Below are 24360 nucleotides of genomic sequence, written 5' to 3'. Positions count from 1 at the left end.
GCCATAGAGCGACAGTCGCTGAAATAACGGCACTCGACAATAACGGGGCCGGATCATGCGTGATCCGGCCCCGTTTTCAATTGGCTCAACAATTTCAAGAACTAAAGATGATTTTTATACTCATATTAACTGCGCTAGTGCAAAGCCTGCTAGAAATGTTCTAAATCATTGGCATTGCCTGATATTTCCAATGGTTTTATGCCAATCAAATGACGTTTCAACCGCAGATGAATACCAAGATAAACGGCTTTTCCGTCGTCGGGGGCTTGCAGCAGCGCGCCTGGGACGGTGTTGTCGCCGATCTATTCAGCGTGAATTGCGCGCCCGATGCCAGCGGTCAGTATGAGGCGAGGGATCCCCGGCTCTTCATCGTTCTCGACGGCCTGAACACCGGCACGTTCAACGTGCGGCTGGACCCGCAGAGCAAGGATCTCGGCAGCGATGGCGTTGCCAATCCGATGTGCTATGTCCCGGCGGGAATGCCGCTCTGGTCCCGCCTCCGCGAGGTCAAACATATCCGCCACATCGACCTGCACTTCAACGTCCAAACACTGGTCAAACGCTTTGGCGACGGGGTTGATCTTGGCGCGGTCACGCGGCCACGCCTGATGTTTTCCGATCCGCGCATCCTGGCGCTGGCCAATCTCATGGCAGGGGAGTGTACCAATCCCGATCCGCTGCACCCGCTCTACGGTGAGAGCCTGGCAATCTCGGTCTTCACGCTGCTGTTCGACATCAAGGCCAAAGCAGAGCGCAAGCGCAGCAAACTCGCGCCCTGGCAGTTGCGCCGTGTCACCAACTATCTCGGTGACAACTGGATGCGTGCGGTCCGCCTGCAGGAACTGGCTGATCTGACCGGATTGTCGCAATCGCATTTCAGTCATGCCTTCAAGGCTTCGACCGGCATGCCGCCGCACCAGTGGCAGATGCACGCGCGCGTGCGCCGCATCGAAGAAATGCTGTTGCGGACCGGTCACAGTCTCAACCACATCGCGGAGCTTGCAGGCTTTGCCGATCAGGCGCATTTCACCCGCGTGTTCCGCCAGCACACCGGCCTCACGCCGGCCGCCTGGCAACGCAGCCGGAAATAAGCATTGTCGCCAGGCGACTTTAGCCCAGAAACATTCAACGGCCGTGATTTCGGACAAGACCCGCATTTATAGTTGAGTTAAATAGTCATAATATTTCAGGCACACGATGATACCGGCGCGGGCGCAGCGGCGTGCGGTGTCATTGTTCTTTGGGGTTTTTGGGGCGACACATGACAAGACATAACCGGACACGGCGGGCAGGGCTTCTGCTTGCCGGCACAACCCTCAGCATTGCGCTTCTGCCAATCGCAGCCATGGCGGAAGAATCCATCGTCCTCAAGGAAATCGTCATCGATGGCGGCAACGGCACGGCGACCGGACCCGTCAACGGCTACGTCGCCAAGAAGACCACTGCCGGTTCGAAATCCGCCCTGCCGATCACCGCCATTCCCCAGTCCGTTTCCGTGATCGGCCAGCAGGAACTGCAGGATCGCGGCGTCAAGAAAGTCGATGAAGCCCTGCGCTATACCGCAGGCATCACCGCAGCGCCCTTCGGCGAAGACCCCGATACGGACTGGATTTTCATTCGTGGCTTCCAGGCCACGCAAAGCGGCGTTTTCCTCGATGGCCTGCCGCTCTTCGGCTATGGCTTCGGCGGATTCCAGATCGATCCCTTCATGCTTGAGCGGGTTGAAGCCCTCAAGGGCCCTGCTTCGGTTCTCTATGGTGGTGCCAATCCCGGCGGCATCGTCAATATGGTGAGCAAACGTCCGGAAAAGGATCGCTTCGGCCGGATCGAGACGGGTGTCAACCAATATGGCAATGCCTATCTCGGTGTCGACGTCGGCGACAAGCTCGATGAAAACGGCGTCTGGACCTACCGCTTCACCGGTCGGATCGCCGGCGGCGAGCAACAGACAGATTTTGCCAAGGATTTCCGTGGCTCGCTTATGCCGCAGATCACCTATGCGCCATCAGCCGACACAAAAGTCACCGTGTTCGGCCAGTTCTCCGCCCTCGACCAGACCCATGCGGGCGGCGGGTTCCTGCCTTATTACGGCACCGTCAAGGACGCGGCATTCGGCAAGATCAGTCGCAAGGCGAATTTCACCGAACCAGGTATCGATGATGGCCAGAACCGCCAATATTTGTTTGGCTACGAAGCGGAACACACATTAGACAATGGCTGGAAGCTCAGCCAGAATGTGCGCTACGGCCATCAGAACAAGAAAGAAACCAGCCCCTATCCCTATGGCTATGTTGATCCGGCCTTCCCCTATGGCGGCGGTCTGAAGCCGACAACACCCGACAATCTCCTGTACCGGATCGGCTTCAACCACGATACGAAGGTCGACACGTTCCTGATGGACAACCGGGCCGAGAAGCAATTCACCACCGGCGCGCTCGAACACAATTTCCTGTTCGGCGTCGACTACAAATATTTCAAGATCGACCAGGTGCAGGCATCGGGCGGTGCAACGCCGATCAGCGCCAGCAATCCGGTCTATGGTGCCCCGCAGGGCCCGACCAGCGTCTATCTCGATCAGGTTTTGAAGATGAACCAGATTGGCGTCTACACGCAGGATCAGGTGCGGTTCGGCGATGGCTGGCTGATGACCCTGAACGGCCGCTATGACTACGTCAACATCTCGTCGGATTCCGCCGAAGGCCCGTTCTTCCCGCTTGGCCCGACCTATGACTACAACAAGAGCGCCGTCAGCGGCCGCGTCGGGCTGGGTTATGAATTCTCCAATGGCGTGACGCCCTATATCAGCGCGGCAACCTTCTTCAATCCGGTGATTGGCGTCACCCTTGGCGAACCGCTGAAGCCGGAAGAGGGCTATCAGTTCGAAGCGGGTGTCAAATACGCCCCGGATTTCGTTGACGGCTTGCTGACGGCATCCGTGTTCCAGATCACCAAGCAGAACGCGCTGTCGCGCGTTCCCGGTACCTTTATCGACACGCAGCTGGGCGAGGTCAAATCGACCGGGCTGGAACTGGAAGGCAAGGTCAATATCGACCAGAACTGGAAGGCCCTGGCATCGCTGACCGTGCTCGATATGGAGATCACCAAGGATGAAGACCCGGCATTGATCGGCAACTGGCCGACAATCGTCCCGAAAGTGTCCGCCGCGTTCTGGCTGGATTACACGGTCGACCAGGGACCGCTGCAAGGGGTCAATCTCGGGGCAGGGGTCCGCTATCAGGGCGAGTCCTACGCCAACAAGGCCAACACGCTGAAGGTTCCCGGCGCCACCTTGTTCGACGCCGCTATCCGCTACGAGAAGGACAGCTGGGGCGTCGCTCTCAATGTCACCAATCTTTTCGACAAGGCCTACGTCAAGGGCTGCGACGGCGAGGCGGTCTGCGGTTATGGCGACGGCCGGACGATCACGCTTTCAGCCCACACCAAATGGTAGTTGCACAGCCCTTGTAGAAAACTGCCCATCCGGACACCCGCCATGCACGTCGCGTGGCGGGTGTTTTGTTTGATGGGCCTCCTGACTTGTTTTGTCAGGAGGTGGTTTGAAAACCAGTTTGGATCACCATATAAGGAAAACCATTCTTCCAATGACGGTTCATGCCTCCTGTTTCATTCTACCGGAGACGTCGCAACCGAAAATTCCGTCCGGATAGACCCCATGTCCTCAGCCATATCTGTTTCCAATCTGCATAAAACCTATGATTCCGGGTTTGAAGCACTCAAGAACATCAATCTCGACATTCATCACGGTGAAATCTTTGCCTTGCTCGGCCCCAACGGCGCCGGCAAGACGACGCTGATCAGCACCATCTGCGGCATCGTCAATCCGACATCCGGCACGATCCTCGCCGATGGGCACGACATCCAGAAGGAATATCGTGCGGCGCGCACCAAGATCGGCCTGGTGCCGCAGGAATTGACGACTGACGCCTTCGAGACGGTGTGGAACACGGTGAGTTTCAGCCGCGGTCTGTTCGGAAAGCCGTCCAAACCCAGCCATGTAGAGAAGATCCTGAAAGACCTTTCGCTCTGGGACAAGAAAGACAACAAGATCATCACCTTGTCCGGCGGCATGAAGCGCCGCGTCATGATTGCCAAGGCACTGTCGCACGAACCGGAGATCCTGTTCCTCGATGAACCGACTGCCGGTGTCGACGTCGAGCTGCGCCGTGACATGTGGAATGTTGTGCGCGCCTTGCGCGAGTCCGGCGTGACCATCATCCTGACGACCCATTACATCGAGGAAGCCGAACAGATGGCCGACCGCATCGGTGTCATCAGCAAAGGCGAGATCATCCTGGTCGAAGAAAAGAACGAACTGATGCGCTCGCTGGGCAAGAAGCAGCTGCGCCTGCATTTGCAGGAAGAGCATTCAGCCGTACCCGACACCTTGGCCAAGTACGGGCTCGAACTGGCCGCCAGCGGCAGCGAGCTGATCTACAGCTACGATGCGCATGAGGACAAAACCGGCATTGCCTCCCTGCTCAAGGATCTGGACAAAGCAGGCATAGGGTTCAACGACATTCAGACGAAGCAAAGCTCTCTCGAGGAAATCTTCGTCAATCTGGTGAGGGAACGCAAATGAACCTTTACGCGATCCGTGCGATCTATCTCTTTGAAATGCATCGTACATGGCGCACGATCATGCAGAGCATCATCTCGCCTGTCATTTCCACCAGCCTGTACTTTGTCGTCTTCGGTTCGGCCATTGGCGGGCGCATTCCCGAGATCAATGGCGTCAGCTACGGTGCGTTCATCGTACCGGGACTGGTCATGCTGTCGCTGCTGACGCAGAGCATTTCGAACGCGTCCTTCGGTATCTACTTTCCCAAATTCACCGGGACGATCTACGAGTTGCTGTCGGCACCCGTATCCTATTTCGAGATTGTCATCGCCTATGTTGGCGCGGCGGCGTCGAAATCGATCATTCTCGGCGTGATCATTCTGGCAACGGCCGCCTTGTTCGTGCCGATGCGGATCGAGCATCCCTTTGTCATGGTGCTGTTTCTCGTGCTCACCGCGGTGACATTCAGTCTGTTCGGCTTCATCATCGGCATATGGGCCGACGGCTTTGAAAAGCTGCAGCTGGTGCCGCTGATGATCGTCACGCCGCTGACGTTCCTGGGCGGCAGCTTCTACTCCATCGACATGCTTCCGCCGTTCTGGCGCACGGTCACCCTGTTCAATCCGGTCGTTTATCTCATCAGCGGCTTTCGCTGGAGTTTTTACGGCTTGTCCGATGTGCACATCGGAACCAGTCTTGCGATGACGTTGGTGTTCCTCATCGTCTGCATTCTGATTGTGCGCTGGATGTTCAAAACGGGGTACAGGCTGAAAAGCTAGGCCAATTCTTGGCCTATTCTTCCCAGCGCTGGAAGGGATCGCGATCATCCGTCGTATGATTGCGCTCCTCGGCGCAAAGGAAGGCCGCCGGGATTTCTTCCGGCTTCAGCACGGCAAAGCGGTCCGGATCAGGCTCGACGACATCTGCCGGGCCGCTTGGCAATGCAGGCTGCTTGAACAACACCTTTACAGTTGGCCCCATACGCATTCCCCGTGTCCTGCACGCATAAGCTCTGGCGAAGGCCTGCATGATGCAGGAAAGACCCGCCGGGAGTCGAGTCCCTTCAGTGCCCCCAGAATCCGTAGACAACGAGTGCCACGAACAGGGTGACAAACGCGGCAAAGGCGATATGCAATTTCACCAGAACGCTCTTGGTTCCTGATATTCTGGCCTGCAACGGCCGCGTCTTTTCCGGACGGGACCGCAGCCGCATCCGCGCCAGCATGTCGTCCAGAGCCTTGCACCCGTCCAGTTCATCCTCATGCGAGGCGATGAAGCGAAACAGAGCGGCATCAAACAGAAGGTAGCCGGTAAGCAACAGGGTGATGAGCCCGCCCACCATCATCAGGGGCCACAGGCCGGCAAGCACAGCGCCGCCCTTGTCGGCGACGAGCGACGTTGCCACCATGAGGACGCAGGTCAGGACCCCATAGGTCACTGCACGATGTCGCAAACGATGAGCAAATTCCGCAGCATCTTCCTCCATGGCAATTCCTTCCTCCGGCCCTGAACGCATGGCATTCTATGGCCAATCGGGAGCGGCCACAATCGGAGCCTTGATCGATTGGTCCGGCACGCAAGATGGTTCGGCCCCGGCCTCCCGCAGTTTCCATTGCTTCTGGAAAACATGCCTGACGGCGCCCGTCACGGTTGTGCAACATATCTTTCTGCACTAGGCCCTACCCAGCGATCCGATCAATTTTGAGGGAAATGCCACTCTTCCCATGCTGGCGCCCAATTTCTGCAGCACCACAGGGAGCAACAAGGCCGACAGGCCCTATCGTTCAGGCCACTTGCCTGAGCGGACGTCAAGAAGAAGAAAAGGAAAATAACAAAATGCCAGGATTCCGTTTTGCCATTGCGGCGGTCATGACCGTGTTCATGGCCCTCTCGATCTCCGCCTGTACGGACAACGAGGCCACCCAGCGCAAGGCATTCATCGACTTTCTGCAGACGCGTATTGTCGACAAGAAGGGCGTGAGCGTCCCGCAATTGACTACGGAAGAAACCAAGTCTCTTGGCAGCTATGCAGCACAATACAAGATCATCACCGATTTTCATTCGGCAATGAACGAAAAGATCAGCAAACCCATGGAAGCCCTTGCTGCCAAAGGTGCAATCACCTCCATCGACGATGCCATGAACCGCAAGGATGACATCAAGGCCGCCTATGCCGGCCTCAGCACGCTGCGCACGACCATGGATGAAGAACAGAGCGTCGCCGACAGGGCCCATGCGGCGCTGAAGCAGCCGGAAGACCTCAAGCCCGTCTTTGACAAGGCCTACGAAAAGACCGTGAGCAATCTCGCCAACACCTACAAGGAAATCTTTCCGGCCACGAGCGAGACCTTTGACATCCTCCTGAAGGTCGTCGATTTCGTCGATCAGAACAGGGACAAGATCACCATCTCCGGCTCGATGTTCGAAGTTTCGGATCCCACCATCCAGGCGCAGTTGAACATCCTGCTCGATCAGGTCAATGCCAAGGGGCAGGCGATATCCGACGCGCAGCGGAAAATGCGCGCGGCCATCTACGGAAACTAGCCGACCCGGCCTCGCGCGGCGACGGGGGCAATGTCGACAACCGCGTCGCCTGATATCAGCACCACGCTGTCGAACAGATTGGAGACTACGCAGGCGTGATTGGGAATGATGCGGACCCGGTCGCCGATCTGCGGCTTGGATTTACATGCCGACACGTCGATCGTCCCGTGCTCCTCGCTGAGCGAGGTGATCACCGCATCGGGAAATTCGACAATCCGCCCGAACCCTTCCATGCCGAACGTATCGCTCGACAGCGATTTTGAGCCGGCATCGATGATCGCACGGTTGTCCGTCGGGCGGCTGACCACGGTTGCCAGAACGGTGAGGGCGCAATCGTCCCAGGTGCCGGCATTCTTTGCCACCTGAAACCGGTCCATATAGATATACGTGCCGGGCCGATGTTCGGTGGCCGCCGTCACCTCATGAGCACGCCACATATCCGGCGAACCGCCGTTGGAGATGATGCGCGGATCAAGTCCCGCATCGGCCGCTTTCTGCTTTGCCGCTGCCAGCCATGCCTGGTTCTCCTGCACGCCACCCGCCTTCGGATAGGTCATGAAACCGGCAAAGCGAAGACCGTCGGCGGCGTCGATCACTTTCGCCAGCGCAACCGCGTCATCGGGTGTCTGCACGCCGCAGCGGCCCATGCCCGTATCGCATTCCACCAGAACCTCGAGCGGCTTCGCCGAACCGGCAAAGGCCGCGGCAAGACCGCTGACGGTTGCGGCGCTGTCCGCCGTCACCGCAAGCTTGATGCGTCCGTGCAGGGCAACGAGCCGGTCGAGCTTGGCTTTGCCGATGATATTGTAGGGAATGAAAATGTCAGTCAAACCGGCATCGGCCATCACCTCGGCCTCGCCCAGCTTCTGGCAGGTGATGCCGACAGCGCCAAGTTCCACCTGCCGTTTGGCGAAACGCGGCAGCTTGTGCGTCTTGATATGCGGGCGCACGCGCAGCCCATGCGCATCGGCATAGGCCTGGAAGCGCTGCAGGTTGGCATCGGCCCGGTCCACATCGATCAGGACGGCAGGCGTATCAAGGTCGGACAGTTTCAATTCTCAGTCTCCAAGCGGAAGGTTGGGTGCATCGCTCTTTTGCATGCCCTGAAGATTCTTGATCCGGCGCATGCGTTCCACTGCGGGCGCGCCGATTTTTTCCGCTACGCTCATGGCCAGCATATCGGTCAGGGCAAGCAGGGCATAGCGGGCAGGTGAGGGCCGGTAGACATTCGTGCCTTCTTCGATGTGAAAAGGCAAGACCAGTTGCGCCGCGGCCGCCAAAGACGACTTGGCCGCGGTGAAGGCAATTGTCTTTGCCCCGTAGCGTCCGGCAATGGTCACCGCGTCGATAACCGGCTTGACCTCGCCGGACAGGGAATAGGCGACGATGACCGTATCCTTGTTGCTGGTAGCAGCGGTCATCTGCTGCATTTCGCCATCGATATGGGAGGAGGCCGGAAGACCCAACCGGAACAACCGGTTTTCGAGCTCGGTCGCGGCCATCGACGAGGCACCGCCCGACCCGTAGGCACGAACCATGCCGGCACCGGCAACGATAGCCGCAGCGCGGTCGAGACTTGCCCGGTCGATGAGATTGGTCACCGTTTCAATCGCACTGACGGCACTGGTTGCTATGATGGACGGAATGCCATGGCTCGCCGAACCATCGGCGGCATTGACCGAAATGAACCGCCCGGCAACCGCCAGGGACTGGGCAAGCCCCACCTTGAAATCACGGGTGCCTTCGAAGCCGAGCGAGCGGCAGAAACGGGTAATCGTCGGCTCGCTGACCCCCGCCTTTTCCGCAAGCTTTTCAATGGAAGCATGGGTGGCAAAATCCGCATCCGCCAGAACGGCGGCAGCCACCCTTTGATCGGAGCGCTGGCCATTCTCGGCGATCTCACGCAACCGGGCAACGATGTCAAAAAGCGGCGAAGCCATGTCAGATCCGGTTTCCGGTTTTCCCGTCGAAGACGTGCACCTTGCCAGGATCAACCGTCAGCATCATCAGGCTGCCCGGTTCCGGCGCAATGCGATCACGGAACACCGCGCGCACATCCACGCCGGCAATCGTGCCGAAAAGATGCGTTTCCGAGCCGGTCGGCTCGATCACGGCAACTTTATAAGGGAAACCCTGACCGCTAGCCGCCAGGCGGTAATGTTCCGGACGGATGCCCACCTCGATCGGCTGACCGGAAGCGGCCGTCGTATCGCCAACCGGGATCGCGAAACCATCCGATGTCCGCATGCGTACCATCCCGTCACCCCGCTCCAGCGTCCCGGGAATGAAGCTCATGGCGGGCGAGCCAAGGAAACCGGCGACGAATTTGTTGGCGGGCTGGTCATACAGCTCAAGCGGCGAGCCGATCTGTTCGATGCGGCCGCCATTCATCACCACGATCCGGTCCGCCATGGTCATGGCCTCGATCTGGTCGTGCGTCACATAGACGATGGTAGTCTTGAGCTGCTGATGCAGCGCCTTGATTTCCGTGCGCATCTGCACGCGCAGTTTTGCATCCAGATTGGACAGCGGTTCATCGAACAGGAACAGGTCGGGTTCCCGCACGATGGTCCGGCCCATGGCAACGCGCTGGCGCTGGCCGCCCGAAAGCTGGCGCGGCAGGCGGTCGAGATAGTTGTGCAGGTTGAGCGTTTCCGCTGCCTTGTTCACCTTGGCATCGATAATACTTCCGGCTTCGCGCCGGATTTTCGGGCCAAAGCCGATATTCTTGCGCGTCGTCATATGCGGGAACAGCGCATAGCTCTGGAAGACCATTGAAATATTGCGCTGCTGCGGCGCGAGGCCATTGGTCAGGCGATCGCCGATCCATAGCTCCCCCGAAGAAATATCGTCGAGACCGGCAATCATGCGCAGAAGCGTGGACTTGCCGCAGCCGGAAGGGCCGATGAGAACGAGGAACTCGCCGTCACGCACCTCAAGATCGATGCCATGCAGAACGCTCATGGCTCCATAGGATTTGACGAGTTGTTTGATCTGAAGTCCGGCCATGTCAGTCTTCTCCCGCAAGAACGTCGTTGATGAAGCGCAGATTGCCTGACGTCAACCCGGCATCCACGGCCAGCGCCGTGCCTGTTATTCCAGATGCTGCCGAGGAAGCCAGAAACAGGGCGGCATGTGCCACTTCTTCCGGTGTCACCATGCGCCCGAGCGGATAGTGCGGCAAGACTTTCGCCAGGAGTTCCGGCTGACTGGCGAGGCGATGATCCCATGCGGGTGTGCGCACCGAGCCGGGGCAGACCGCATTGGCGCGGATGCCATACCGTCCGCGCTCCACGGCCAGCGCCTTCACATAGGAGATAAGCCCGGCCTTGGCAGCCGAATAGGCCGGGTTGCCGAAATGCGAGAGGCCATTGACCGAGGATATGAACACCACATTACCGCCGCCGTGTCTGGCCATGGCTTCGACGACCGGCGCCGTCACATGAAAGGCACCATTCAGGTTGATCGCAATCTCGCGATCCCAGACGTCGCCATCCACCTGATCCAGTGTTTCACCGCGGGTGAAGCCGGCATTGTTGACCAGCACGTCAGGCGCACCGTTCTCGCCGATGAAATCACCGACGGCCTTTGCGATGCCGGCGCGGTCCGTGAGCTCAAAAACAAGACGATGGGCGAGGGGCAGGTTTTCCAATGCCGCGTCCGTCCTATCGGCACCCGAGACGACGGCGCCCGCAGCGGTGAAGGCTGCAATCAATGCCTGGCCGATACCGCCGCCGGCACCGGTGATCAGCACCTGCCTGCCTTTTAGTCCGTAGAAATCATGCAAATTGGGTGAAGTCATTGCGCGTTCATCTGTTCCCGTATCATTGGCCCGCTTCCGCAGACAATCTCTCGCGGATTCTACCCGCCTGTTGCCCAGCTAATGGCGGAGCGTGAAAAAAAGCAACATAAAAATACATCAAACCGATGCAAAATTCGCTTGCATGAAATTAAATTACATTTGAAGATAGAGAGGCTGGTTGGAAGAAGCGGCTTGCGGGAGGCGAAGGAGCCTACCCGCCGAAGACGGTTCGCGGACACAAACAAACGCCGTGTGACTGCGGCGATAACAAGGGGAATGACAATGACGTTCAAACAGAAACTATGCCTTCTTGCCGGAGCAAGCATCGTTGCCTTCAGCAGCAGCGCCTTTGCCGCGAGCACCGTGCGTGTCACCATCGCCGAATACAGCAAGGGCACGGGCCCTTATTTCCAGGAAGCGGCCAAGGCGTTTGAAGCCGCCAATCCTGATGTCAAAATCCAGATCGAGGTCGTGCCGTGGGACAGCCTGCAGCAGAAGCTGACCACCGATATTTCGGCCGGCGCCAATGCCGATCTTTCCATCATCGGCACGCGCTGGCTGCTCGACTATGTGTCGGAAGGCATCGTTGCGCCGCTTGACGAGCACATCAAACCGGACTTCAAGGCCCGCTTCATCGACACGTTCCTGACGCCTTCGGTCATGAACGGCAAGGTCTACGGCCTGCCGGTCGCCGCCTCGGCGCGGGCGATGTATTACAACAAGGATATTTTCGCCAAGGCCGGCATCAGCGCGCCGCCCGCAACGTGGGCCGACTTCAAGACCGATGCGGAAAAGATCAAGAAGCTCGGCGGCGAGACCTATGGTTTCGGTCTGCAGGGCAAGGAAATCGAGACGGACGTCTATTTCTACTACGGCATGTGGTCGAATGGCGGCGAAATCGTCAAGGGCGGCAAATCCGGCCTCGATTCAAAGGCAGCCATCGACACCGCCAAGCTTTACAAGAGCTTCATCGATGAGGGCCTGACCCAGCCGGGCGTGACCTCCTATTCGCGTGAAGACGTGCAGAACCTGTTCAAGCAGGGCAAGGTGGCAACGGTCATCACCGCACCGTTCCTCTCGGGCCAGATCAAGACCGAAGCGCCGAAGCTCAACTATGGCGTCGCACCCATTCCCGCAGGTCCGGGCGGCGACAAGGGCACCTATGGCGTGACCGACTCCATTGTTCTGTTCGAGAATTCCAAGAACAAGGAAGCGGCCTGGAAGTTCCTTGATTTCATCTTCACCAAGGAACAGCGCACCAAGTTCGACAAGATCGAAGGCTTCCTGCCGGTCAACGCGGAAGAAGCGAAGGATCCTTATTTCGCTGACAATGCCGATCTGAAGGTCTTCACCTCGCTGCTGCCGAACGCCCGGTTTGCACCGGTCATTCCGGGCTGGGAGGACATCGCCAAGACAACCTCCAATGCCGTGCAGAAGATCTATCTTGGCCAGGGCGAGGCCGAGGCAACGCTGAAGGAAGCGGCTGCCAAGATCAACGCGACGCTGAAATAAGCCGGCCGCGGGAGAGTGGCGCCAGCCGCTTTCCCGCTCCGTCCTTCAGACGCCATATTCTCCGGTCCCATATTCTCCGGTCAAGGAACGCACGCTTATGCAACGGGCAACGGCCCCCTATTTTCTCATCCTGCCCAGCTTCATTCTGGCAGCCGCCATCATCCTCTGGCCGCTGAAGGAGATCGTCTCGCTGTCGCTGCACGACGTGAACCGTTTCGGCATGCTGCGCGAATTCGTCGGGCTTGAGCATTTCCGCGTGCTGTTCGCCGATCCGGATTTCATCGCCGCGACCTGGCGCACGCTGGTCTGGACCGTTTGCGTCGTGCTTGGCACGCTGATCGTATCGGTCCCCATCGCGCTGATCCTCAACGAGGATTTCTACGGGCGCGGCATTGCCCGCATCCTCATCATGCTGCCCTGGGCGATCTCGCTGACCATGACCGCCGTGGTCTGGCGCTGGGCTCTCAACGGCGAAAGCGGCATGCTGAATTCGGCGCTGCGTGATCTCGGCCTGATCGGCAGCAATATCCAGTGGCTGGCCGAGGCGTCCACCGCCTTTCCGATGCAGATCCTGATCGGCATCCTCGTGTCAGTGCCGTTTACGGTGACCATCTTCCTCGGCGGACTGTCCTCGGTTCCCGATGATCTCTATGAGGCGGCGGCCACGGAAGGCGCAGGGCGCTGGGACCAGTTCCGCCTGATCACGCTTCCCCTGTTGCGGCCCTTCATCAATATCGCGTTCGTGCTCAACACAATCTACGTCTTCAACTCCTTCCCGATCATCTGGGTGACCACGCAGGGCGGGCCTGCCAATTCGACCCATATTCTCGTAACCTATCTCTACGAGCTCGGCTTCCGCCTCGGGCGCCTGGGCGAGGCAGCGGCGATCTCGCTGATCATGTTCGCCATCCTTCTGGTCTTCACGCTGATCTATGTGCGGCTGGCCATGCGCGAGGAGAAGGAATGATGAACAGCAAGCTCAAGCGCTCCCTCGTGTTCTGGCTGTTCCTGTCGCCGATCGTCGTGGTGATCCTCTTTCCCTATGTCGTCATGACGATCACCTCGCTCAAATCGGCAACGGAGGTGCTCAACCCAACCTGGTGGCCGGAAGAGCTGCACTGGCAGAACTTTTCGGAGATGTGGCAGACCTCCGGCATTGCGTCGGCGCTTGCCAATTCGCTCTACGTATCGACGCTGTCGACCCTGCTGACCATCGTCGTCTCCATTCCCGCCGCCTATGCCCTCAGCCGCTACCAGTTTGCCGGCCGCAACGCCTACCGGCAATTTCTCCTCGTCTCGCAGATGCTGTCGCCCATCGTGCTGGTCATCGGCCTGTTCCGGCTTGTGGCCAATGCCGGGATGATCGACAATCTGAATGTGCTTGTCATCATCTACACCGGCTTCAACATCGCCTTCTGCGTGTGGATGCTGCAGAGCTATTTCTCCACAATTCCACGCGATCTCGAAGAAGCCGCATGGATGGAAGGGGCAAATCGCTGGCGCACGCTGCGCAGCGTCTTCCTGCCGCTTGCAGTCCCGGCAATGGTCGTCACCGCCATCTTCACCTTCATCAATGCCTGGAACGAGTTCGTCATCGCGCTTACCATGCTGCGCAAGGAAGAGAACTACACCCTGCCGATCCGCGTGCTCTCGCTTGTCGCCGGCCGCTACACGGTCGACTGGCACTACGTCATGGCTGCGGCATTTGTGGCATCCGTTCCGGTCGCCATTCTCTTTGCGTGGCTGCAGCGCTATCTGGTGCGCGGGCTTTCCATCGGCGCCGTCAAGTAACCAAGTCAGGGAATTGAACATCATGACAAAACAGCATTTCGGATCATCGCATGTGCCGCTGTCACCGGCCGTCCGTGCCGGGGATTTCATCTACATTTCCGGCCAGGTCCCGGTCGGCGCCGATGGCACCGTCATCACAGGCGGCATCGAAGCGCAGACAAAGCAGGTGATGGAGAACATCAGGACAGCGCTGGCGCTAGCCGGTGCGGATCTGTCCGATGTGGTGAAGACCTTCGTCATTCTCGAAGATGCGCGCGAGTTCGCCGCCTTCAACAAGACCTACGCGGCCTATTTCCCGCAGAACCCGCCAGCCCGCACCACGATTGAATCGCGCCTGATGATCGACATCAAGATCGAAATCGAAGCCATTGCCTACAAGCCCCTCTGATACATAAAGAACAGGCATTTCCATGCGCATCTTCACCGCCTCCTTCGCGACGGAAACCAATACGTTTTCGCCGGTTCCAACCGACCGCGCCAGTTTTGAAATGGCCTTCTATGCGGGTCCCGGCGAACACCCGGAAACACCGACGCTGTGTTCGGCGCCCATGGTGGTTCTGCGCCGCCGCGCACGGGAGGAGGGCTTTGAACTCATCGAGGGCACCGCGACCTGGGCCGAACCCGGCGGGCTTTTGCAGCAGCGGGCCTACGAGGAATTGCGCGACGAAATTCTCGGCCAGCTGCAAGCGGCCTTGCCTGTCGACGCGGTCATTCTTGGCCTGCACGGGGCCATGGTCGCCCAGGGCTATGATGATTGCGAAGGCGATCTGCTCGAGCGCATCCGCGCGATTGTCGGCCCTGACGTGCTCATTGCATCGGAACTTGATCCGCACAGCCATCTGACACGCAAACGCGTGGAGAATTCCAACATTCTCGCCGCCTTCCTTGAATTCCCGCATACGGATTTCTACGAGCGCGGCGAACACGTCGTCGATCTCGCGTTGCGCACGCTGCGCGGCGAGATCAAGCCGGTCATCTCCACCTTCGATTGCCGCATGATCGGTGTTTTCCCGACCAGCCGCGAACCGATGCGTTCCTTCGTCGACCGTATTCAAGCCTTGCAGGGCAACAACAATATTCTCTCCATCTCGCTGATCCACGGCTTCATGGCGGGCGACGTGCCGGAACTCGGCACGCAGGTCATGGTCGTCACCGACAATGATGCACCGCGTGGCGAGGCATTGGCTGAATCCCTCGGCATGGAAATTTTCGGCATGCGCGGCCGCACCGCCATGCCGATGCTCGATACGGAAGCCGGGCTCGATAAAGCTGTGGCTCTGGCTGCGCAGAAGAGCGGAATGCCGGTGGTTGTCGCCGATGTCTGGGACAATCCGGGCGGCGGTGTTGCCGGTGACGGCACGCTGATCCTGCGCCGCATTATCGAGCGCGGCATCGATAACGTGGCGGTGGCAACGATCTGGGATCCGATTGCCGTCACGTTCTGTCTCGCTGCGGGCGAGGGCGCGCGGATTCAGCTGCGCTTCGGCGGCAAGGCGGGGCCGGATGGCGGTGCACCGCTGGATGCCCGGGTGGAAGTCGTGAAGGCCGTGCAGGAAGGCTGGCAGAGTTTCGGCAAAAGCCGGGTCACCCTTGGACCGGCCGCTGTCATTCGCCTCGAAGGCACGGATATCGAGGTCATCCTCAATACCAATCGCACCCAGACATTCGAGCCGGACATTTTTTCCAATCTTGGCATCGAACCCGCTGCCAAGGACATCCTGCTGGTCAAGTCGACCAACCATTTCCATGCGGGTTTCGAGCCGGTCGCAGCCGAGATCATCTATATCGATGCGGGCGCGCCCTATCCGTCGAACCCGAAGAAGACCGACTACCGGAAATTGTCCCGCGAAATCTGGCCGCGGGTCGACATGCCGTTCTGACCGGCCTGCAACCTGCTGCTACCGGCCCTGCCGGTAGTAGGCTTCCAGCGCCGCCAATCCCGCCTTCAGTTCTTTGGCGCCGCGTTCGCCGAGCCTGGCAAACAGCTCGGTCTCATAGTCGTGCGCCATCGTCGCCAGATGCTGATACGCCTTGCGTCCCGCCTGCGTCAGTTCCAGATGTTCCGTGCGACGGTCGGCGTCATCGCGCTTGCGCTTGAGCCAATGGCGCTGCTCCAGTGAAAACACCGCCCGGCTGACCTTGGTCTTGTGCATGGATGAATGTGCACCAATGGCCGTCGCCGACAGCGCCCCGAACTGGCCGAGTGTCGCCAGCGTGCGCCATTCCGGCCGCGTCAGGCCATATTCATCGCGGTACTGGCTGGCAAAGCGCTGGCTGATCGCCTCCGCCGCCTTGTTCAGCCGGTAGGGAATGAAATCCTCCAGCACCAGCGGCGGCATCGCCGCCTCGTTCTGTTTCCCGGTCATTTGATCTCCTTTGCCGTTGATAGTTACAAAAAAGATCGTCACAAATGCAACTAAATAGATCGGGAGGATTGATCATGACCCTTCACTACATGCCGGGCTTCGGCAATGACTTTGAAACCGAATCGCTCCCCGGCGCGCTGCCGCAGGGACAGAACTCGCCGCAGCGCTGTGCCTATGGTCTCTACGCGGAACAGCTGTCCGGCTCCCCCTTCACCGCGCCGCGCGGCATCAATGAACGCTCCTGGCTGTACCGCATCCGACCGTCGGTCAAACATTCGGGACGTTTCACGCCCGCGTCGCGCAAGGACTGGAAGACCGCACCCAATCTCGACGATCACGAGCTGCCCATCGGCCAGCTGCGCTGGAACCCGACGCCCATGCCGCAGGAGCCGGTGAATTTCATCGACGGCATCCGCACCATGACCACGGCAGGCGACGTGCACGGCCAGACCGGCATGGCCGCCCATGTCTATGCGTTCAATCGCGACATGGAGGATGACTACTTCTTCAATGCCGATGGCGAAATGCTGCTGGTACCGGAAAAGGGCCGCTTGCGGGTATTCACCGAGATGGGCATCATCGAGATCGAGCCCTCGGAAATCTGCATCATCCCGCGCGGCATGGTGTTCAAGGTCGCGGCCCTTGACGGCGAAGCCCGCGGCTATATCTGCGAAAACTACGGTGCGAAATTCGCGCTGCCGGATCGCGGACCGATCGGCGCCAATTGCCTAGCCAACCCGCGCGATTTCAAGACGCCGGTTGCCGCCTATGAGGACAAGGAAACCCCCTGCCGCCTGCATGTGAAATGGTGCGGCAAGTTCTATCGGACGGATCTCGGCCATTCCCCGCTCGACGTGGTGGCATGGCATGGCAATTACGCGCCGTATAAGTACGACCTGCGCACCTTTTCGCCGGTGGGCGCCATCCTCTTCGATCATCCGGATCCGTCGATCTTCACGGTACTGACCGCGCCATCCGGCGAGGAAGGCACCGCCAATGTGGATTTCGTCATTTTCCCGCCGCGCTGGCTGGTTGCCGAGCACAGCTTCCGCCCGCCATGGTACCATCGCAACATCATGTCGGAATTCATGGGATTGGTTTATGGTCAGTACGACGCCAAGGAGGAGGGTTTCGTTCCCGGAGGCATGAGCCTGCACAACATGATGCTGCCGCACGGGCCGGATACGATGGGCTTCAACAAGGCGTCGACCGTGGAACTGAAGCCGCACAAGCTGGAGAATACCCTGGCCTTCATGTTCGAAACCCGTTTCCCGCAGCATCTCACGCGGTTTGCGGCGGAACTGGACTCGCTGCAGGACAATTATGCCGATTGCTGGACGGACCTGAAGAAGCGGTTCAACGGCACACCCGAAGGAGACTGGTCCGAATGAAACTTGCATCTTTGAACAATGGAACGCGGGACGGCAGGCTCGTCATCGTGTCCAGGGACTTGACCCGTTTCACCGATGCGTCGTTTCTCACACCCACCCTGCAATCCGCACTCGACAACTGGGGGCGCATTGCGCCGCATCTGGAAGCGCTGGCAGAAAGTCTCGACCATGGGGCTGTCCCTTCCGAGCGCTTTCACGAACATGAGGCGCTGTCACCATTGCCACGCGCCTTTCAATGGGCGGATGGATCGGCCTACGTCAACCATGTCGAGCTGGTACGCAAGGCCCGCGGGGCGGAGATGCCCGAGAGCTTCTGGACCGATCCGCTGATCTATCAGGGTGGCTCCGACAGTTTTCTCAGCCCCCGCGCGCCGATCGTCATGGCCGACGAAGCCTATGGCATCGACATGGAAGGCGAAGTGGCTGTCGTCATCGACGATGTGCCTATGGGTGCAACGCCCGATCAGGCGCGCAATGCGATCCGTCTCATCATGCTGGTCAACGATGTCAGCCTGCGCGGGCTGATCCCGGCGGAACTCGCCAAGGGTTTCGGTTTCTTCCAGTCGAAACCGTCTTCGGCTTTCTCGCCGGTTGCGGTCACGCCGGATGAACTGGGCGAGGCGTGGGATGGCGGCAAGGTGCATCTGCCGCTCAGTGTCGACTACAATGGCAAGCCGTTCGGCCGGGCCAATGCGGGCCTCGATATGACCTTCGATTTCCCGGTTCTGATTGCCCACGCGGCCAAAACCCGCCCGCTGTCGGCGGGTACGATCATCGGTTCCGGCACCGTTTCCAACAAGCTGGATGGCGGACCGGGCAAACCCGTCGCGGAGGGCGGGGCGGGTTATTCCTGCATCGCGGAAATCCGCATGATCGAGACGATCAATCACGGCGCCCCGAAGACGGCATTCATGCAGTTTGGCGACACGGTGCGCATTGAAATGAAAGACAATGCCGGCCATTCCGTTTTCGGCGCCATCGAGCAGCAGGTGACACGCTATCAAACGGACGCCGAGTGATGAACGGGCTCGTCCTCTTTGATTATTGGCGCTCGTCGGCAAGCTACCGGGTGCGGATTGCCCTGCAAAGCCTCAAGCTGAACTATGAAACCGTTCCGGTTAATCTGCTGAAGGGCGAGCACAAACAACCGGACAATCTGAGCCGCAACCCGCAAGGCCTCGTTCCGACGCTGGCCATGGACGGCAGGATGATGACACAGTCTCTGGCCATCATCGAATATCTCGATGAGATTTACCCCGATGCAGCGTTTCTGCCCCCCGATCCGGCGGGCAGGCAACGTGTGCGGGCGCTGTCCTATGCCATTGCCATGGATATTCACCCGGTCTGCAATATGGGCGTGACCGCGCATGTCATGGATATCACCGGGGGCGGCGATGCCGCGCGCGACGCCTGGATGCAGAAGTTCATCGCGCAAGGACTGGAAGCCTTCGAACGGCTCCTCGACAATCCGGATAGCGGCAAGTTCTGCCATGGCGACAAGCCGGGCATGGCCGATTTCTGTCTTGTGCCGCAGGTCTACAATGCCCGCCGCTGGGGCGCCGATATCTCAGGGTTGAAACGGGTCAATGCCATCTCCAGTCGCTGCGAAAAACTCAAGGCCTTCGTGGCAGCGCATCCCGATAAAGCCAAACCTGACGTATAGACATTGTTGACACATCAAGCGGAATTCGTCATTGTATCGACAATGATGATACAAGGAGTTGACCATGCGTGTGACCGTGAAGAAATGGGGGAACAGTGCTTCGGTGCGCATCCCGGCCGCTGTCATGGTTGCGGCGCGGCTGCAACTCGACACGGTGGTTGATGTGCGTGAAGAAGATGGCCTGATCATCATCGAGCCGGTCCGTCAGGCCGAATATGACCTGGATCAGCTGATCGAGGGCGTCACATCCGAGAACATGCATTCCGAGGCCGACTTTGGCACTGCCGTCGGCAAGGAATCCTTTTGATGCCGGCCTACGTACCCGATGCCGGTGACATCGTGTGGCTGCATTTCAATCCTCAGGCTGGTCATGAACAGGCCGGACATCGTCCCGCCGTCGTGCTCAGCCCTGCCAGTTATAATGGCAAGACCGGCCTCATGCTGTGCTGCCCCATGACCACGCAGATCAAGGGGTATCCGTTCGAAGTGCTGATCGCAGGTGATCGACCAGGCGTAGTCCTAGCCGATCAGGTCAAGAGTCTCGACTGGCGAGTTCGGCGCGCAATGCACAAGGGCAGCGTGTCGGCAGCAGAACTTGCCGAAATCCGCAGCAAGGCCGCCGCGCTGATCGGCAAGCGTTAGAGACAACGCCTATTCGGCTTCTAAACGGCCTTCCGGCCAGATGCGGGCCATATCGCTTTTCAGCGCAGCAATGCCTTCGAAAGCATCACTCATATCCATCTGCATAACATCAGCAGCATGGTGCAATTCCTTGCCATCCTGGAGCCGGTTTACAACCCATCCAAGTTTGCGCTCAATGTCCTGGCCATAGGCCTTCATGGTCTTTTGGACTGCTGCATCGGGAATAGATCCATAACGTCGAACCAACATTCCAAGATCAATCGCATCACGATAGGCAATCGACCGGTCGTGGCAGCGATCCGCGTTCGCCAGGAGCTTTTCAGCGAACATGTCCGCAACAACAAGAGCGGGAACACCGAGCTGCTCATCGATATGCCCCTGCACATCGATACGGGCCTTGCGGATGATTTCAAACTTGATGGTCTGGCCATGCAACAGCAAGGCAGCCCGCAGGCCATACTGGTCAATCTTGAAGCTGCGCAAGGATTCAACAGGTTCCGGGAAAAACGCACGAATTCCCTTCTCCACTGCCGCTGAACGCAGTTCACGGTATCCATCCGCATCGGAGCAGAGAAAATCAACGTCCAGGGATTGCCGGTATTCGCCAAGCTTGAGAACGATTGCCGTACCACCACCAAACCAGCAATGATTGGCAGACAGAAACGCATGATCCATCAGCCCAAGCGCTTCAATGATGACGCGATGTTCCTGCCTCTTGAATTCCTGCATGACTTTCCGATCACGTTTTTCCATCCTGCACTATGCAGGAACCGCTATGGATGGAAAAGTCAGGAAATCAGCAATACACCATTACCGAAAACCCGCGTCAGCTCCCGAATGAGTTTGGCTTCACGGGTGGTCAGGTGCTCGGCATCGACAAAGCGCCAGTTGCGCTCATACAGCTCAAACACTTCTTCGGCGGGGATTGGACGTGCAGCACCCCTGTTCCACGCGAGCAGTTTCAGCTCGGGGAAATCGGCGGGAATAATAGGGGCTACAAAAGCTGCAGTCATCATGCACTCAATATAATGCACAACCAACCCGATTTATAGCCCGCTCCGTTGTACCTTATTCCGCAGCAGCCACCTTGATCACGCCACGGCGGATCTGGTCTTCTTCGATCGACTCGAACAGAGCGCGGAAATTGCCCTCGCCAAAACCTTCGTCACCCTTGCGCTGGATGAACTCGAAGAAGATCGGGCCGATAACGGTTTTGGAGAATATCTGCAGCAGGATTTTTGTCATGCCACCATCGATCACGCCTTCGCCGTCGATGAGAATGCCATGCTTCTTCATCCGGTCGATCGGTTCATCGTGGCCATGCACGCGCTCATGCGACATGTCGTAATAGGTCTCCGGCGGGCCCGGCATGAACTTGAGGCCATTGGCGTCGAGCTTGTCCGTCGCGTCATAAATGGCTTCCGTACCGACAGCGATGTGCTGGATGCCTTCGCCCTTGTACTTGCGCAGATATTCCTCGATCTGGCTCTTGTCGTCCGTCGATTCATTCAACGGAATGCGGATCTTGCCGCAGGGGGAGGTGATGGCGCGGGAAACGAGGCCCGTCAGCTTGCCGGCGATGTCGAAGAAGTGAATCTGCTTGAAGCCGAACAGCTCCCGGTAGAACGCCCACCACTTGTCCATGTTGCCGCGATAGACGTTGTGGGTCAGGTGATCGAGATAATAGAAACCGACACCTTCCGGCTTCGGGTCGCGTTCGCCCAGCCACTCGAACTCGTCCTCATAGACCGAGCCTTTCTCGCCATACTTTTCGATGAAATAGAGCATCGAACCGCCGATACCGACAATGGCGGGAACATCGATGGTCTTGTCATCGCCGGTATAGGGTGTCGCACCCTTGGCAACCGCATGATCGAAGGCATGCTTGGCATCGACCACGCGCCAGGCCATGGATGGCGCACACGGGCCATGCTCACCGACGAATTTCGCCGCATGGGAATTGGGTTCGGCATTGAGGATGTAGTTGATGTCGCCCTGACGCCACAACGTTATGTTCTTGGTGCGATGCCGGGCAACGGGCTTGTAGCCCATGCGGGTGAAGAGCTCTTCCAGCTTTTCCGGCTCCGGATGCGAGAACTCGACAAACTCGAAACCATCCGTCCCGGCAGGATTTTCCTTGCTGATCGTGGCGACCGGTGCGTCGTGCGGAAATGGGCCCATGGCATCCTCCTCTAAATTATCCGCATTATCGCGCAAATGGCATGCAAAGTGTTTGCATTTCAGCGCTCCGTGGAGGCATAATGCGCACATTTCGTGCATATAACCATCAAGGAGAGCATGAGTGGAGCAACTTGACGCGTTTGACCGCAAAATACTGTCTTCCTTGCAGGAGGATGGACGACTCACGAACAACGAGCTTTCCGAGCGGATCAACCTGTCCGCCTCGCAATGCTCGCGCCGCCGCTCCCGGCTGGAGGAGGAGGGATTCATTCGCGGCTACAGGGCGGAAATCGATCGCGAAAAACTGGGTCTTGGCATCGTCAACATCATCTCTGTCACACTTGCCACCCATAACAGGGACAACGCCCGCCGCTTTTCCGACCTCATTTCAAAGCTGCCGGAAGTCATGGAAGCCCATGCGCTGACGGGAGAGATGGATTATTTCATCAAGGTGGTCACACCAGATTTGCGGGCGCTCTCGGCCTTCGTCAACGACGTGCTGCTGCCGCATGAGTCCGTACAGAACGTCAAGACCGCCATCGTGCTGGACACATTGAAGGAGGATGGCAGGCTGCCGATTTGATACCAGTGCTGCAATCCTCATTTTGAGATTGATAAATAGGGTTGAATATTATATCAATATGAGTACCATATTTCATACACAATGGAGTTTGCCATGCAGCGTGTCGAAGCCTCTGTGGCGGTGACCGTATCGGACCTGAAAAAAAGTCCAACCGCCATCATGAATGAGGCACAGGGCGAAGCCGTCGCCGTCCTCAATCATAATCGCGTCATGGCCTATATGGTCCCGGCTGATGTTTACGAAGCCATGCTTGATCGGCTGGACGATATCCATCTGGCCGAGATCATCAAATCCCGTTCGGATGAGAAGGGCGTTCCGGTCGATATCGATGACCTTTAAGCTCGAATTTCTCCCATCTGCGCGCAAGGAATGGGATAGACTGGGAGCAACCATACGCCAGCAACTGGTGAAGAAGCTGAGAGAACGACTGGAGCTTCCTCGTATAGCCAGCGCCGCCCTGCATGGCATGCCCGATCATTACAAGATCAAGCTTCGACAAGCGGGATACCGGCTGGTTTATCGTGTAGATGACGAAACCATCACCGTGCTCGTTGTTGCCGTCGGGAAACGGGAACGCGGCGAAGTCTATGAACGCGCCAGAAAGCGCTAGAGCCATTTCAAGGATACAGCGTCTTGCGCAGCATGGGGTAAACCCTGGCATGGCCGAGCATATAGGCCTTGAGGCTATTGCTGTCGAACAGGCCATGAAAGGCCCGGCCAAGAATATTGAGCCCGCCGGTATAGGCACCGAACGCCGGCATGATCATGCGGGTGTGGTCGGTGACGAAACAGCGCCGCTGCACTGCCTGGCCGCGCCTTACCACCTTGGCGGCCGGATGCAGATGCCCGGCGATTTCACCCCGCGATGCGGTTTTTGAAGGTTCGTGGCGCAACACCAGCGCCCCGAAAGCCAGTTCCGTATAGGTCTCGCCGGGAAGATCAGCCGGATGCTCCGGATCGTGATTGCCCGTGATCCAGATCCAGTCGCGGCCATGCATCAATGTCGCCAGCTGCTCGGCATAGATGGCGGGCAGGCGCGCGGCGGCATCGCCATCGTGAAAACTATCGCCAAGGCTGATGACACAGGCGGGTTGATAGCGGGCAATGCTTGCCGCCAGTGCCTTCAATGTGGAGGCGGTATCATAGGGCGGCAGCATCATGCCACGCCGGGCGAAGGACGAGCCCTTTTCGAAATGCAGGTCCGAGACGATCAGGATGCGATCGGCCTCCAGATAAAGCGCACCGGACGGGTCACATATGGCTGCATGGCCGGCAATATCGGTCTCGACCGCGCCGTGCAGCATAG

General features: G+C 58.6%; 29 protein-coding genes. 18 read left to right on the top strand and 11 right to left on the bottom strand.

From position 1 onward, the window contains the following. Positions 1-209 precede the first annotated feature (209 nt). From J1W56_RS17815 to J1W56_RS17800, 4 genes are all read left to right on the top strand, one after another. The gene (locus J1W56_RS17815) at positions 210-1091 is read left to right on the top strand and encodes a helix-turn-helix domain-containing protein (RefSeq protein WP_223614642.1); all 882 of its coding nucleotides are present in this window, start codon (positions 210-212) and stop codon (positions 1089-1091) included. Positions 1092-1261: 170 nt separating this feature from the next. After that, on the top strand, positions 1262-3451 hold the full coding sequence (locus tag J1W56_RS17810) for a TonB-dependent siderophore receptor (protein WP_223614641.1): 2190 nt from the start codon (positions 1262-1264) through the stop codon (positions 3449-3451). Between the two features lie 222 nt (positions 3452-3673). Beyond that, positions 3674-4600, top strand: coding sequence for an ABC transporter ATP-binding protein (locus tag J1W56_RS17805; RefSeq protein ID WP_223614640.1), 927 nt, complete (start codon positions 3674-3676; stop codon positions 4598-4600). After that, positions 4597-5358, top strand: coding sequence for an ABC transporter permease (locus J1W56_RS17800; RefSeq protein ID WP_223614639.1), 762 nt, complete (start codon positions 4597-4599; stop codon positions 5356-5358). Before J1W56_RS17805 ends, J1W56_RS17800 begins: the two co-directional genes overlap by 4 nt. Before the next feature lie 13 nt (positions 5359-5371). Here the strand turns inward: J1W56_RS17800 and J1W56_RS17795 are convergent, their stop codons facing one another. Continuing rightward, positions 5372-5566: a hypothetical protein gene (locus tag J1W56_RS17795; protein ID WP_223614638.1), complete on the bottom strand. Its 195-nt coding sequence runs from the start codon at positions 5564-5566 to the stop codon at positions 5372-5374. A gap of 76 nt (positions 5567-5642) precedes the next feature. After that, a complete protein-coding gene (locus tag J1W56_RS17790; RefSeq protein ID WP_223614637.1) occupies positions 5643-6065 on the bottom strand; it encodes a hypothetical protein in 423 nt (140 codons plus the stop codon). Between the two features lie 350 nt (positions 6066-6415). Here J1W56_RS17790 and J1W56_RS17785 point away from each other — a divergent pair, with 350 nt between their 5' ends. Further along, positions 6416-7123 carry a DUF3053 family protein gene (locus J1W56_RS17785; RefSeq protein WP_223614636.1) on the top strand — a complete coding sequence of 236 codons (708 nt, stop codon included), beginning with the start codon at positions 6416-6418 and terminating at the stop codon, positions 7121-7123. Here the strand turns inward: J1W56_RS17785 and J1W56_RS17780 are convergent. From J1W56_RS17780 to J1W56_RS17765, 4 genes are read right to left on the bottom strand one after another with little or no spacing between them, the layout of a single operon-like run. Next, positions 7120-8178, bottom strand: a complete 1059-nt coding sequence (locus J1W56_RS17780; protein WP_223614635.1) for a D-TA family PLP-dependent enzyme — start codon at positions 8176-8178, stop codon at positions 7120-7122. The two genes, J1W56_RS17785 and J1W56_RS17780, sit on opposite strands and share 4 nt — an antisense overlap. A 3-nt stretch (positions 8179-8181) precedes the next feature. Further along, positions 8182-9063 carry a MurR/RpiR family transcriptional regulator gene (locus J1W56_RS17775; protein WP_223614634.1) on the bottom strand — a complete coding sequence of 294 codons (882 nt, stop codon included), beginning with the start codon at positions 9061-9063 and terminating at the stop codon, positions 8182-8184. 1 nt (position 9064) lies between these two features. Beyond that, positions 9065-10132 (bottom strand): ABC transporter ATP-binding protein, encoded by a 1068-nt coding sequence (locus J1W56_RS17770; RefSeq protein WP_223614633.1) that lies wholly within the window; start codon positions 10130-10132, stop codon positions 9065-9067. A gap of 1 nt (position 10133) precedes the next feature. After that, the gene (locus J1W56_RS17765) at positions 10134-10925 is read right to left on the bottom strand and encodes an SDR family oxidoreductase (protein WP_223614632.1); all 792 of its coding nucleotides are present in this window, start codon (positions 10923-10925) and stop codon (positions 10134-10136) included. Positions 10926-11207: 282 nt separating this feature from the next. Between J1W56_RS17765 and J1W56_RS17760 the strand changes: the two genes are divergently transcribed. From J1W56_RS17760 to J1W56_RS17740, 5 genes are all read left to right on the top strand, one after another. After that, on the top strand, positions 11208-12437 hold the full coding sequence (locus J1W56_RS17760) for an ABC transporter substrate-binding protein (RefSeq protein WP_403181714.1): 1230 nt from the start codon (positions 11208-11210) through the stop codon (positions 12435-12437). Between the two features lie 97 nt (positions 12438-12534). Continuing rightward, positions 12535-13404, top strand: coding sequence for a carbohydrate ABC transporter permease (locus tag J1W56_RS17755; RefSeq protein WP_223614630.1), 870 nt, complete (start codon positions 12535-12537; stop codon positions 13402-13404). Then, the gene (locus tag J1W56_RS17750) at positions 13401-14228 is read left to right on the top strand and encodes a carbohydrate ABC transporter permease (RefSeq protein WP_223614629.1); all 828 of its coding nucleotides are present in this window, start codon (positions 13401-13403) and stop codon (positions 14226-14228) included. Before J1W56_RS17755 ends, J1W56_RS17750 begins: the two co-directional genes overlap by 4 nt. Positions 14229-14247: 19 nt before the next feature. Further along, positions 14248-14616, top strand: coding sequence for a RidA family protein (locus tag J1W56_RS17745; RefSeq protein ID WP_223614929.1), 369 nt, complete (start codon positions 14248-14250; stop codon positions 14614-14616). A gap of 22 nt (positions 14617-14638) precedes the next feature. Continuing rightward, positions 14639-16108: a M81 family metallopeptidase gene (locus J1W56_RS17740; protein ID WP_223614628.1), complete on the top strand. Its 1470-nt coding sequence runs from the start codon at positions 14639-14641 to the stop codon at positions 16106-16108. An 18-nt stretch (positions 16109-16126) separates the two neighbouring features. On the opposite strand, the gene J1W56_RS17735 is transcribed toward J1W56_RS17740, so the two are convergent. After that, positions 16127-16594, bottom strand: coding sequence for a MarR family winged helix-turn-helix transcriptional regulator (locus J1W56_RS17735; protein ID WP_223614627.1), 468 nt, complete (start codon positions 16592-16594; stop codon positions 16127-16129). A 74-nt stretch (positions 16595-16668) separates the two neighbouring features. On the opposite strand from J1W56_RS17735, the gene hmgA reads away from it, so the two are divergent. The 5 genes from hmgA to mazF all read left to right on the top strand — a co-directional run bounded on the left by hmgA (position 16669) and on the right by mazF (position 20290). Continuing rightward, the gene (gene hmgA / locus J1W56_RS17730; RefSeq protein ID WP_223614626.1) at positions 16669-17985 is read left to right on the top strand and encodes a homogentisate 1,2-dioxygenase; all 1317 of its coding nucleotides are present in this window, start codon (positions 16669-16671) and stop codon (positions 17983-17985) included. After that, positions 17982-19004: a fumarylacetoacetate hydrolase family protein gene (locus tag J1W56_RS17725; RefSeq protein ID WP_223614625.1), complete on the top strand. Its 1023-nt coding sequence runs from the start codon at positions 17982-17984 to the stop codon at positions 19002-19004. The genes hmgA and J1W56_RS17725 overlap by 4 nt, the downstream gene beginning before the upstream one ends. Continuing rightward, complete coding sequence (maiA, locus tag J1W56_RS17720) at positions 19004-19648, top strand: maleylacetoacetate isomerase (RefSeq protein WP_223614624.1); 645 nt, start codon at positions 19004-19006, stop codon at positions 19646-19648. Before J1W56_RS17725 ends, maiA begins: the two co-directional genes overlap by 1 nt. A gap of 64 nt (positions 19649-19712) precedes the next feature. Then, positions 19713-19955: an AbrB/MazE/SpoVT family DNA-binding domain-containing protein gene (locus tag J1W56_RS17715; RefSeq protein ID WP_223614623.1), complete on the top strand. Its 243-nt coding sequence runs from the start codon at positions 19713-19715 to the stop codon at positions 19953-19955. Then, complete coding sequence (mazF, locus tag J1W56_RS17710; protein ID WP_223614622.1) at positions 19955-20290, top strand: endoribonuclease MazF; 336 nt, start codon at positions 19955-19957, stop codon at positions 20288-20290. Before J1W56_RS17715 ends, mazF begins: the two co-directional genes overlap by 1 nt. A 9-nt stretch (positions 20291-20299) precedes the next feature. On the opposite strand, the gene J1W56_RS17705 is transcribed toward mazF, so the two are convergent. Genes J1W56_RS17705 through hppD form a run of 3 tightly spaced genes read right to left on the bottom strand, consistent with a single transcriptional unit; the run spans position 20300 to position 22471 of the window. Beyond that, entirely contained in the window at positions 20300-21043 is a 744-nt protein-coding gene (locus J1W56_RS17705; RefSeq protein WP_223614621.1) for a nucleotidyl transferase AbiEii/AbiGii toxin family protein, read from the bottom strand. A 35-nt stretch (positions 21044-21078) separates the two neighbouring features. Continuing rightward, positions 21079-21303 carry a hypothetical protein gene (locus tag J1W56_RS17700; RefSeq protein ID WP_223614620.1) on the bottom strand — a complete coding sequence of 75 codons (225 nt, stop codon included), beginning with the start codon at positions 21301-21303 and terminating at the stop codon, positions 21079-21081. A gap of 55 nt (positions 21304-21358) precedes the next feature. After that, entirely contained in the window at positions 21359-22471 is a 1113-nt protein-coding gene (gene hppD, locus J1W56_RS17695; RefSeq protein WP_223614619.1) for a 4-hydroxyphenylpyruvate dioxygenase, read from the bottom strand. A gap of 121 nt (positions 22472-22592) precedes the next feature. Between hppD and J1W56_RS17690 the strand changes: the two genes are divergently transcribed. The 3 genes from J1W56_RS17690 to J1W56_RS17680 all read left to right on the top strand — a co-directional run bounded on the left by J1W56_RS17690 (position 22593) and on the right by J1W56_RS17680 (position 23664). Next, on the top strand, positions 22593-23054 hold the full coding sequence (locus J1W56_RS17690) for an Lrp/AsnC family transcriptional regulator (protein WP_105733708.1): 462 nt from the start codon (positions 22593-22595) through the stop codon (positions 23052-23054). A gap of 93 nt (positions 23055-23147) precedes the next feature. Further along, the gene (locus J1W56_RS17685) at positions 23148-23393 is read left to right on the top strand and encodes a type II toxin-antitoxin system Phd/YefM family antitoxin (protein ID WP_223614618.1); all 246 of its coding nucleotides are present in this window, start codon (positions 23148-23150) and stop codon (positions 23391-23393) included. Further along, on the top strand, positions 23383-23664 hold the full coding sequence (locus tag J1W56_RS17680) for a type II toxin-antitoxin system RelE family toxin (RefSeq protein ID WP_223614617.1): 282 nt from the start codon (positions 23383-23385) through the stop codon (positions 23662-23664). The genes J1W56_RS17685 and J1W56_RS17680 overlap by 11 nt, the downstream gene beginning before the upstream one ends. 7 nt (positions 23665-23671) lie before the next feature. On the opposite strand, the gene pdeM is transcribed toward J1W56_RS17680, so the two are convergent. Next, the gene (gene pdeM, locus J1W56_RS17675) at positions 23672-24358 is read right to left on the bottom strand and encodes a ligase-associated DNA damage response endonuclease PdeM (protein WP_223614928.1); all 687 of its coding nucleotides are present in this window, start codon (positions 24356-24358) and stop codon (positions 23672-23674) included. Between the last annotated feature and the right edge of the window lie 2 nt (positions 24359-24360).

This window comes from Phyllobacterium calauticae (assembly GCF_019991125.1).
GTDB classification, from domain to species: Bacteria; Pseudomonadota; Alphaproteobacteria; order Rhizobiales; family Rhizobiaceae; genus Phyllobacterium; species Phyllobacterium calauticae.
The sequence above is the reverse complement of the archived record's forward strand: the minus strand, read 5'-3'. Positions and strand labels throughout refer to the sequence as shown.